Annotated in this window: 7 protein-coding genes and 1 riboswitch; of the genes, 5 read left to right on the top strand and 2 right to left on the bottom strand. The window is 65.1% G+C overall.

The genetic code is table 11. From position 1 onward, the window contains the following. Positions 1–289: 289 nt before the first annotated feature. From RT131_RS13990 to RT131_RS13975, 4 genes are all read left to right on the top strand, one after another. Positions 290–913, top strand: coding sequence for a CDP-alcohol phosphatidyltransferase family protein (locus tag RT131_RS13990; protein WP_313173413.1), 624 nt, complete (start codon positions 290–292; stop codon positions 911–913). Next, on the top strand, positions 913–1,506 hold the full coding sequence (locus RT131_RS13985) for a lysophospholipid acyltransferase family protein (protein WP_313173412.1): 594 nt from the start codon (positions 913–915) through the stop codon (positions 1,504–1,506). The genes RT131_RS13990 and RT131_RS13985 overlap by 1 nt, the downstream gene beginning before the upstream one ends. A 77-nt stretch (positions 1,507–1,583) precedes the next feature. Beyond that, positions 1,584–2,486, top strand: coding sequence for a phosphatidate cytidylyltransferase (locus tag RT131_RS13980; protein WP_313173469.1), 903 nt, complete (start codon positions 1,584–1,586; stop codon positions 2,484–2,486). Between the two features lie 312 nt (positions 2,487–2,798). Further along, positions 2,799–3,320, top strand: coding sequence for an acyl-CoA thioesterase (locus tag RT131_RS13975; RefSeq protein WP_313173411.1), 522 nt, complete (start codon positions 2,799–2,801; stop codon positions 3,318–3,320). 94 nt (positions 3,321–3,414) lie between these two features. Here the strand turns inward: RT131_RS13975 and ppc are convergent, their stop codons facing one another. Both ppc and RT131_RS13965 read right to left on the bottom strand, forming a co-directional pair. Further along, positions 3,415–6,126 (bottom strand): phosphoenolpyruvate carboxylase, encoded by a 2,712-nt coding sequence (gene ppc, locus RT131_RS13970; protein WP_313173410.1) that lies wholly within the window; start codon positions 6,124–6,126, stop codon positions 3,415–3,417. Between the two features lie 360 nt (positions 6,127–6,486). Beyond that, the gene (locus RT131_RS13965) at positions 6,487–8,904 is read right to left on the bottom strand and encodes a prolyl oligopeptidase family serine peptidase (RefSeq protein WP_313173468.1); all 2,418 of its coding nucleotides are present in this window, start codon (positions 8,902–8,904) and stop codon (positions 6,487–6,489) included. 200 nt (positions 8,905–9,104) lie between these two features. Then, positions 9,105–9,221, top strand: a riboswitch (S-adenosyl-L-homocysteine riboswitch). A 32-nt stretch (positions 9,222–9,253) separates the two neighbouring features. Between RT131_RS13965 and ahcY the strand changes: the two genes are divergently transcribed. Then, on the top strand, positions 9,254–10,699 hold the full coding sequence (gene ahcY, locus RT131_RS13960; protein WP_313173409.1) for an adenosylhomocysteinase: 1,446 nt from the start codon (positions 9,254–9,256) through the stop codon (positions 10,697–10,699). Positions 10,700–10,851 lie beyond the last annotated feature (152 nt).

Below are 10,851 nucleotides of genomic sequence, written 5' to 3'. Positions count from 1 at the left end.
AGCAAGGAGCAAGGAGCAAGGAGCAAGGAGCAAGGAGCAAGGAGCAAGGAGCAAGATTAGGGGCTAACGCCAGGCCTGAAGCCAACACTTGGAAGACAGCTAAAACCTGCAACCACTACCAGACGCTCAAACACAGTCAGAGCCGGAATCGGGATCTGGAAGGCCACCACCTGGGTTCAACAGAAAACCTGCTGCCTCCGCTTCCACCTGTTCGTCGCAGCCGACCTCTCGATCCCGCCCCCTCGCCCCACCCTGTCCGCCATCACAGCCAATGCACTACCATCCGCGCATGGGGAAAAATGACCGCAGACCAATCGCCGCCCGTTCCACCGGCTGGGCTCAACGCCTGAGCGCCGCGCTGGCACGCTCTTCCATCACACCGAATCAGATCTCGGTGCTCAGCATCTTCTTCGCCGCCATCGCGGCGGTTGGCCTGCTGGCAGCACCCAATCTGCTTGGCCTGCTCACCTGTGCCATCTGCATCCAGCTACGCCTGATCTGCAACCTGCTCGACGGCATGGTGGCGATGGAGGGTGGCAAGAAAACCGCCACCGGTGCCCTGTACAACGAGTACCCCGACCGCATCGCCGACTCGCTGTTGATCGTCGCTCTGGGCTATGCCGCCGGCATGCCGTGGCTGGGCTGGCTGGGCGCCCTGCTCGCCGCACTCACCGCCTATGTGCGCCTGTCCGGCGCCAGCCTCGGCCTGCCGCAGGATTTCCGTGGCCCTATGGCCAAGCAGCACCGCATGGCGGTGCTTACCATTGCCTGCGTACTGGCCATCATCGAACAACTGGTTGGCAATACTGCCTACGTTCTGCCTACAGCCGCCATCGTCATCGCCGCCGGCTCGCTGCTCACCTGTATTACCCGCACCCGCGCCATCGCCGCGCAATTGAAGGCAAGTGCCTGATGCTATCCAGCCTGCTGGTCGCCGCCGTCAAGGTCTTCATTGGCGCCTACCCGCGCTGGGTAGGCAGCCGCCCCACCGACACCCAGCGCATCTACTTCGCCAACCACGCCAGTCATCTGGATACCGTGGCACTGTGGTCGGCATTGCCGCCGGCACTGCGCGAGCGTACCCGGCCAGTGGCTGCACGCGACTACTGGAGCAAGGGCGTACGCAAGGTCATCGCCGACAAGGGCTTCAATGCGGTATTGATCGAGCGCGACCGCAGCAAGTGCGTTGGCGATCCGCTGCAACCGCTGCATGACGCACTGGATGCCGGCGATTCGCTGATCCTGTTCCCGGAAGGCACCCGCAACCACGAGCCGCTGCCGCAGCCGTTCAAGGCCGGGCTGTTCCACCTGGCACAGCACTATCCGCATGTGGAACTGGTGCCGGTGTATCTGGACAACGCACGCCGCGCCCTGCCCAAGGGCAGCCTGGTGCCGGTACCGCTGGTGTGCACGGCGCGCTTTGGTGCGCCACTCAACCGCATCGCCGATGAGGACAAGGCGCAGTTCCTGGAACGCGCCCGCAACGCCGTGGTGGAGCTGGCATGAACAACGTCTTCCAACAGCTACCGCTGGGCAGTTTCCTGCAGCAGGCCATCGACCGCGCACCGCCCAGCTTCTGGTGGATGATCGGTGGCGTGTTCGGCGTGCTGATACTCGCCAGCGCGATCGGCTTCATCCTCGGCCGGGTCAAGCCCGGCTCGGTGGTCGACAACCTCAACGCGCGCATCCGCGCCTGGTGGGTGATGGCCGCGGTGCTGCTGTTCTGCTTCGTCCTCGGCAAGGTCGCGACGCTGGTGTTCTTTGGCCTGCTGTCGTTCTTTGCGCTGCGTGAGTTCATTTCGCTGACGCCCACCCGCCGCGGCGATCACCTGGCGCTGTGCCTGTGCTTCTATATCGCCATCCCGCTGCAGTACTGGCTGATCGGCATCGACTGGTACGGCCTGTTCGTGATGTGCATCCCGGTGTACGGCTTCCTCGCCTTGCCGGCGGTATCGGCGCTGTCCGGTGACACCGAGAACTTCCTGGAGCGCAACACCAAGATCCAGTGGGGTGTGATGCTCACCGTGTTCTGCCTGAGCCATGCGCCAGCGCTGATGCTGTTGCGCATCCCCGGCTACGAAGGGCAGAACCTGATGCTGCTGTTCTACCTGCTGCTGGTGGTACAGCTCAGCGACGTGCTGCAGTACGTGTTCGGCAAGCTGTTCGGCAAACACCTGCTGGCGCCGCTGGTCAGCCCGTCGAAGACGGTGGAAGGCCTGGTCGGCGGTGGCTTGGCCGCAACCGGCGTGGGCGCGGCGCTGTGGTGGATCACCCCGTTCTCGCCATTGCAGTCGGCGGCACTGTCGCTGCTGATCGTGATCTGCGGCTTCCTGGGCGGGCTGGCGCTGTCGGCAGTGAAGCGCAGCCTGGGGGCCAAGGACTGGGGCGAGATGATCGAAGGCCACGGCGGCATCCTCGACCGGTTGGATTCGGTGGTGTTCTCCGCGCCGGTGTTCTTCCACGTGGTGCGCTACAACTTCCAGTAAGCCTCCCCTGTAGTGCCGAGCCATGCTCGGCAGGGGCATTCCTGGTAGAGCCCAATGCCGAGCATGGCTCGGCACTACAAAACCCTGCCTCCCGTAGTGCCGAGCCATGCTCGGCAGAAGCCTTCCCGCTAACGCCCAATGCCGAGCATGGCTCGGCACTACAAATGCCTGCCTCCCGTCGTGCCGAGCCATGCTCGGCAGGGGCTTTCCCGGTAACGCCCCTTGCCGAGCATGGCTCGGCACTACCTGCGGCTGTCGCGGCGCCTCGTGCCTACGGTGTAGCCTGCTCGTCCCGCATCTGCAGTTGCTGCCATGAACGAACACAAAGCCCACCAGTTGTCGATGACCGTGTTGATGTCACCGGAGATGGCCAATTTCTCCGGCAAGGTCCACGGTGGCGCGATCCTGCGCCTGCTCGACCAGGTCGCCTATGCCTGTGCCAGCCGCTATGCAGGCAACTATGTGGTGACCCTGTCGGTGGACCAGGTGACCTTCCGCCAGCCCATCGCCGTGGGCGAACTGGTGACCTTCCTGGCCTCGGTGAACTACACCGGCACCTCGTCGATGGAAATCGGCATCAAGGTGGTGGCCGAGGACATCCGCAAGGGCGCGGTACGCCACGCCAACAGCTGTTTCTTCACCATGGTGGCGGTGGACGACGACGGCCGGCCGACGCCGGTACCGCCGTTGCAGCCTGAAACCAGCGATGAGAAGCGGCGCTTCGCGGCCGCGCAGATCCGCCGCCAGCTGCGCCAGGAAATGGAGCAGCGCCATCTGGAGCTGCTGCAGAGCAATCCCTCGGGCGAAGCCGATTTGTCGGTGCCCGCGTTGTAGGAGCGGCGCAAGCCGCGAAGCCGGCAATGCTTGAAAAGCCCCCCTCCCCAACCCTCCCCTACGCCTTCGGCGCAAGGGAGGGGGCAGGAACAAATCAGCCGGTGTTCTGCACGCCCTGCGATACGCCGTTGACGCAGGCCACCAGCGCGCGCAGCAGGCCTTCGTCCTGGCGGTCGCTTGCGCGCCAGCGCTGCAGCAGGTCCACCTGCAGGATGCTGATCGGGTCGATATAGGGATTGCGCAGGCGGATCGACAAGGCCAGCCGCGGGTCCTGTTCCAGCAGTTCCTGCTGGCCGCTCAGGCGCTTGACCCAATGCGCGGTCAAGGCCAGCTCCTCGCGGATCAACGGGAAGAACTGATCATGCAGCGGACCGGCCAGCCGCGAGAACTGTTCGGCGATGTGGATGTCGCCCTTGCTCAGCACCATCGACATATCGTCGAGGAAGGTCTCGAAGAACGGCCAGTCGTGCGCCATCTCGCGCAGGGTCTGCTCGTGACCGGCATCGGCCGCCGCCTGCAGGCCACTGCCCACGCCGAACCAGCCCGGGATCACCGCACGCGCCTGGCTCCAGGCAAACACCCACGGAATCGCGCGCAGGTTGCTCAGCGCCGCATCCTGGCCCAGACGCCGCGAGGGACGTGAGCCCAGCGTCATGCGTTCGATCACATCGATCGGCGTGGCCTGGCGGAAGTAATTCATGAACTGCGCATCGCCGACAAAGGCCCGGTAGGCCACCGAGCTCTTCTCGGCGACCAGCGCCATCACCGGCTTCCACTGTTCCTCGCGCGGCTCCTCGGCACGCGGGCGCAGGCTGGCGCGCAGCACCGCGCCAGCCGACTGCTCCAGCGAGCGCAACGCCAGGGCACGGATGCCGTACTTGCGATGGATCACCTCGCCCTGCTCGGTGACACGCAGGCGGCCACCGATGCTGCCGCGCGGCGAGGCGTTCACCGCATGCGTGGTCTTGGTGCCGCCGCGGCTGATCGAGCCACCACGGCCGTGGAAGAAGGTCAGCTTGACGCCGTATTCGGCGGCGGTATCCAGCAGCTCCACCTGGGCATGCTGCAGGCCCCAGCGCGAGGCGGCGATACCGCCGTCCTTGCCGCTGTCGGAGTAACCCAGCATCACCATCTGCACGTTGTCGCGCGCGGCCAGATGCGCGCGGTAGACCGGATCGGCCAGCAGGTCGCGCAGCGTGGCGGTGCCGCGCTGCAGGTCGTCAACGGTTTCGAACAGCGGCGCGATATCCAGCGGCACGGCATTGTCCGCATCGACCAGCCCACCACGGCGCGCCAGCGCCAGTACCGCCAGCACGTCACCGCGGTCATGCGCCATCGAGATGATGTAGCTGCCCAGGGCATCGGCACCGTGGCGACGGCGTGCGTCGGCCAGCGCCGCGAATACCTTGTCCAGGCGCTGCCCGGCCTCGTCTTCGCCACGTGCCAGCACTGCGCTGCCGGCCGCATACGGCGACAGCAACTGCGCGCGAGCGCCATCGTCCAGTGCATCGAACGCATCCTGCCCGCCCAGCACTTCGGCCAGCGCGCGCGAATGCACGCTCGACTCCTGCCGCACATCCAGCCGCGCCAGATGGAACCCAAACGTGCGCACCCGCCACAGCAGGCGGCGCACCGAGAACCATCCGGCATGCTTGCCCTTGTTGGCTTCCAGGCTGTCCAGGATCAGTTGGATGTCATGGATGAATTCTTCCGGCGATGCATAGGCGCCCGGCGCATCTTCCACAGTGGCCTGCAGGCGTGCACGCATGCGGTCGTTGAGCAGGCGGTACGGCATGTCGGCGTGACGCGGGCGCGACTTCACCTGCGGCAGCAGCTGCTGGTACTCCACCACGCGTGCCAGCACCTGCTCGCTGACACCGACCAGTTCGGTCGATTGGCTGAGCAGGCTGGCCAACGCCACCATATCCTTCAGGTACAGCGCGAGCACGGCATTACGCTGCGCATTCAAGGTATTGGTGATGGTGCCGGCGTCCACGTTCGGATTGCCGTCCATGTCACCGCCCACCCAGGTGCCGAAACGCAGCAGGCGTGGCAACGGCAGGGTGCGGCCCCAGGTGTCGCGCAGCGCCTGTTCCAGCGATTCGTAGAACACCGGAATCACCCGGTACAGCACGCGGGTCAGGTAGAAACCGACATGCTCGCGCTCATCGTCCACGGTCGGCCGCACCGGCGAGGAATCGGCGGTCTGCCAGGAGGCGGTCAAGGCCATGCGGAAACGTGCGGCATCGGCTGCCTGTTCGCCGGGCGTGCGCTGGCCGTCGAGGTTGTCCACCAGTGCGGCAACCATCAGCTGTTCTTTTTCCAGCAGCGCGCGACGCACCGCTTCGGTGGGATGCGCGGTGAACACCGGTTCGATGTCGATCTGCGGCAACCACTGCGCCAGCTCTTCCGGCGTCACGCCCTGCGCCTTCAGCGCAAGCAGGGCGTCATGCAGGCCTTCCGGCTGCGGACGCTTGGTACCTGCACGCTGGTAGTCGCGACGACGACGGATGCGATGCACGCGCTCGGCGATGTTGACCACCTGGAAGTAGGTACTGAAGGCACGCACCAGCGCTTCGGCATCGCGCGGCGAACGGCCAGCCAGCTGCGCGCTGAGCGAAGCCAACGGCGCCTGGCTTTCGCGTCGGGCAATCGCCGCCGTGCGCACGTCTTCCACCTCGTCGAGGAAGCCGGGCGATACCTGTTCGGAAATCAGATCACCAACCAGTGTGCCGAGGCGACGTACATCGTCGCGCAGAGGCAGGTCGGGGGTGGCGAAGACAACGCTGCTGCGGTACTCGTTCATCTACGACGGAGAGCCTGGAGAGCGGAAACCCGTCAAGCCTACCGCAAAAATCGGCACAATTTTGCAGTGCACCAAACCTGAAACAGTTGCATTTGAATGTTGTCTGGCCACTGTCCTTTTGGACAGAAAGGCGCACCGGATCAGTCATTCGTAGACCTGTAGTGCCGAGCCATGCTCGGCATGGGGCGTTACAGGCAACGCTTCTGCCGAGCATGGCTCGGCACTACATTGGCTTTGCTGGTAACGCCTCTGCCGAGCATGGCTCGGCACTACATTGGCTTTGCTGGTAACGCCTCTGCCGAGCATGGCTCGGCACTGCATTCCCGCCCTTGCGCCTAAGGCGCAAGGGCGGGCAACACATCAGCGCTTCTTGCCGGCTTCGGCACCCAACCAACGGTCCAGCCAGTCTTCGCTTTCGGCCAGCATCGTCATGATCGATTCGCGTGCGCGGTAGCCATGTGATTCGTTCGGCAGCATCACCAGCCGCGAGGTACCACCCAGGCCCTTCACCGCGGCGAACATGCGCTCGCTCTGGATCGGGAAGGTGCCGGAGTTGTTGTCGTCCACGCCATGGATGAAGAGGATCGGATCCTTGATCTTGTCGGCGTAATTGAACGGCGACATCTTCTGGTAGACCTCCTGCGCCTGCCAGTAGTTGCGCTCTTCGGCCTGGAAGCCGAACGGCGTCAGCGTGCGGTTGTACGCGCCGGAACGCGCAATACCCGCCTTGAACAGACGCGTATGCGCCAGCAGGTTCGCGGTCATGAAGGCGCCATAGGAATGGCCACCCACGGCGATGCGCTCACGGTCACCCACGCCACGCTTCACCACCTCATCCACCGCCGCCTGCGCACTGGCCACCAGCTGCTGCACATAGGTGTCGTTCGGCTCGGTGTCACCCTCGCCGACAATCGGCATGGTCGGGTTGTTCAACACCACATAGCCCTTGGCCAGGAACGCCTGCGGACCCCAGTAGCTGATCGCATTGAAGCGATGCGGCGAGCCGCTGACCTGGCTGGCATCGGCCGCGGATTTGAACTCGGCCGGGTAAGCCCACATCAGCACCGGGCGCGGACCGTCCTTCTTCGGATCATAGCCGGGCGGCAGCAGCAGGTCGGCGGTCAGCTCGACGCCATCGTTGCGCGTGTAGCGGATCTGCTCCTTCTTCACCCCACGCAGCTGCGGCAGCGGATGGGCGAAGTGGGTCAGCTCGACCGGCTGCGCGTCGGCGGCCAGACCACGCGCATACAGATTGGCCGGCACATCATTGGATTCGCGGTAGGTCAGGATGCGACCAGCTTCGCCTTCGATGATGCCCAGCGGCATTTCGTAATACGGCGCCTGCGAGTGGAACAGTCGTTCGCTCTTGCCACTGGCCAGATCCACGCGATCCAGGAACGGTCGGTCGCCCTCCGCCGATGCGCCGTCACCAATGCGATAGAAACTCTTGCCATCTGCACTGAGCTGGAGCCGCGAGCGACCACCGTCATCCATCTGCAGCAAGGGCTCACCCGGGTCGCTGTAGCGGTCGTCTTCCGAACGCTGGACCAGCAGGGTCGCGGCCTGGTCCAGATGATCCGGCGCGATCTTCCACTGCTTCACCTGGCGGCTCTTCCACCAGTACTCATCCAGCAGCGCCAGTTCGCCATTTGCCCAGGTAACACCTGCATAGCGCGAGCCCAGCTGTGCCAGCGTCACCGGCGGCTTCTCGAACGGTGCCGCCTGCAGCAGCACCGCATCGCGCACCTTGGCCTCACGCGACGGATCGCCGCCGTCCTGTGCTTCGGCCCACACCAGCGAGGCCGGTGCATCGGCGCGCCAACTGATCGAACGCACACCCGTCGGCACGGCATCGTTGCCGGTTGGCAGGCCATCCACCAACGGCAGCCGTGCCACCGTGTGCACCAGCTTGCCCTGCGCATCCAGCACTTCGATGTTGCGCGGGAAGCGGCTGACCGGCACCGCATAGGAGAACGGCCGCTGCACGCGCTGGCTCAGCAGGTAATTGCCATCGGGCGAGGCCGACAGGCCCAGATAGATGCCTGCCGCGCCAACCGGCTTACTGTCGCCACTGATCGACACCCGCACCGGCTGTGCCTGCAGGTAGTAGGCAAACAGACGCGCGTCGTCCTCGTTCTTCAACAGGTCCTGGTAGGTGCGCACCGAGCGCACGCCTTGCCCGGCCTCGGTCTGCTGCACCGCCGGGCCGGTCGGGACGCCGTCGCCGTGCGGCGGCTCACCCTGCCCGGCGGGACGCTGCATCACCAACAGCGCATCGCTGCCCGGCAGCCACGCATAGCCGTTGCCGACGATGCTGTTCAGGCGCTCGGCCACCCGCCGCGCGCTGGCAGTCTGCACATCCACCAACCACAGTTCATTGCTGCCGGTGGCCGGATTCAGCTGATTGAAGGCCAGGTACTTCTGGTCCGGCGACCACGCCAGCGAGGCCACCGACAGCGGCTGCGGCAGGCCGCTGATCTGGCGCTCCTTGCCATCGGAGGTGGAGGCCAGCCAGAGCTTGCTGCCGAACGAGAAGCGGCTGTCGGACACGGTTTTGGGATTGATGCGCAGGCCGGCCAGCTTCAGCTCCGGGGCCGCCACCTGGGCGATGGACGGCAGCGCCGGGGTCTGCAGCAGCGCAGTCAGGTCACGCTTGGGCGACAGGTACAGGCTGGGCGCACGCGGGGCGTCCACCACCGCCTGCAGCGCGGCCGACGGCAGTCGGTAGCCTTCACCCTGCTGGGCGCCCTTCTGCGCCGCAGGCGGGGTCAGCGCCATGACCGGCGGTACCGCCAGCAGCAGGCCGGCGCACAGCACCAGTGCGGCTGAAGCACGACGACGGCGGTGGGGAGACAGATTCATGGCGCATTCCTATTGGATGGAAACAATTCCCCAACTTAACAATCCCCCTCACCGATGGCCCCTGCCGTTGGTTGGGCCCGCGGCGCTGGCACCTCGCCGCGATATACTGAGCGGCCCGTTCCGAGGGGCGCTGCGACCGTTGGGTGGACCCGTCCACTACAGCCCGTGTTCTTGCACGGACTCCCCACGGCCAGGCTCGGACGGCTTTCACGCAACAACGGCGCCCGGCGAACGCGAGCCTGCTCGCACCACACCGGAGCTCTAAATGAATGCTGTTGCCGCTACCTTCTCGCAGGAAGGTGATTACAAGATCCGCGATATCTCGCTGGCCGATTGGGGCCGCAAGGAACTGGACATCGCCGAGCACGAAATGCCGGGCCTGATGTCGATCCGCCGCAAGTACCAGGCCGAGCTGCCGCTGAAGGGCGTGCGCGTCACCGGCTCGCTGCACATGACCATCCAGACCGCGGTGCTGATCGAGACCCTGAAGGACATCGGCGCCGAAGTGCGTTGGGCCTCGTGCAACATCTTCTCGACCCAGGACCACGCTGCCGCCGCGATTGCCGCCACCGGCACGCCGGTGTTCGCCTGGAAGGGCGAGTCGCTGGAAGAATATTGGGACTGCACCCTGGACGCGCTGACCTTCACCCTGGCCGACGGCACCCTGACCGGTCCGGAGCTGGTGGTCGATGACGGCGGCGACGTCACCCTGCTGATCCACAAGGGCTACGAGCTGGAGAACGGCAGCAACTGGGTCAACGAGCCGGCCTCCTCGCACGAAGAACAGGTCATCAAGAACCTGCTCAAGCGCGTTGCCAGCGAGCGCCCGGGTTACTGGGGCCGCGTCGTCAAGGATTGGAAGGGCGTCTCCGAAGAGACCACCACTGGCGTGCACCGCCTGTACCAGCTGGCCCAGGCCGGCACCCTGTTGATCCCGGCAATCAACGTCAACGACTCGGTCACCAAGAGCAAGTTCGACAACCTGTACGGCTGCCGCGAGTCGCTGGCCGACGGCCTGAAGCGTGCGATGGACGTGATGCTGGCCGGCAAGGTGGCCGTGGTCTGCGGCTACGGCGACGTCGGCAAGGGCTGCGCTGCTTCGCTGCGTGCCTACGGCGCGCGCGTGGTGGTCACCGAAATCGACCCGATCTGCGCCCTGCAGGCCGCGATGGAAGGCTTCGAGGTCAACACCATCGAATCCACCCTGGGCCGTGCTGACCTGTACGTCACCACCACCGGCAACAAGGACATCATCCGCATCGAGCACCTGAGCGCGATGAAGGACCAGGCCATTGTCTGCAACATCGGTCACTTCGACAATGAGATCCAGGTCGATGCGCTGGTGGCTTACAAGGGCGTGCAGCACATCAACATCAAGCCGCAGGTGGACAAGTACGTGTTCCCGAACGGCAATGCGATCTTCCTGCTGGCCGAAGGCCGCCTGGTCAACCTGGGCTGCGCCACCGGCCACCCGAGCTTCGTGATGTCCAACTCGTTTGCCAACCAGACGCTCGCACAGATCGACCTGTGGGCGAACAAGGACAGCTACGAGAACAAGGTGTACCTGCTGCCGAAGAAGCTGGATGAAGAAGTGGCCCGTCTGCACCTGGAGAAGATCGGCGTCAAGCTGACCACCTTGACCCAGGAACAGGCCGACTACATCGGCGTGCCGGTCGAAGGCCCGTTCAAGCCGGACCATTACCGCTACTGATTTGCTTTGCCCTGCCTTGCTTTAGCCCCTCTCCCGTTCACGGGAGAGGGGTTGGGGTGAGGGCCGCTTTGGCCGGTAAAGCCTCTGCCGAGCATGCCTCGGCACTACAGTTTGAGCCCCTCTCCCGTTCACGGGAGAGGGGTTGGGGTGAG

Origin of the sequence: Stenotrophomonas sp., assembly GCF_032066555.1 — a bacterium.
Taxonomy (GTDB): Bacteria; Pseudomonadota; Gammaproteobacteria; order Xanthomonadales; family Xanthomonadaceae; genus Stenotrophomonas.
The sequence above is the reverse complement of the archived record's forward strand: the minus strand, read 5'-3'. Positions and strand labels throughout refer to the sequence as shown.

Excerpts from the sequence above, each read along its gene's own strand:
- RT131_RS13990 (WP_313173413.1), top strand. The coding sequence starts at position 290 with ATGGGGAAAAATGACCGCAGACCAATCGCCGCCCGTTCCACCGGCTGG.
- RT131_RS13985 (WP_313173412.1), top strand. The coding sequence starts at position 913 with ATGCTATCCAGCCTGCTGGTCGCCGCCGTCAAGGTCTTCATTGGCGCC.
- RT131_RS13980 (WP_313173469.1), top strand. The coding sequence starts at position 1,584 with ATGATCGGTGGCGTGTTCGGCGTGCTGATACTCGCCAGCGCGATCGGC.
- RT131_RS13975 (WP_313173411.1), top strand. The coding sequence starts at position 2,799 with ATGAACGAACACAAAGCCCACCAGTTGTCGATGACCGTGTTGATGTCA.
- ppc (WP_313173410.1), bottom strand. The coding sequence starts at position 6,126 with ATGAACGAGTACCGCAGCAGCGTTGTCTTCGCCACCCCCGACCTGCCT.
- RT131_RS13965 (WP_313173468.1), bottom strand. The coding sequence starts at position 8,904 with ATGGCGCTGACCCCGCCTGCGGCGCAGAAGGGCGCCCAGCAGGGTGAA.
- ahcY (WP_313173409.1), top strand. The coding sequence starts at position 9,254 with ATGAATGCTGTTGCCGCTACCTTCTCGCAGGAAGGTGATTACAAGATC.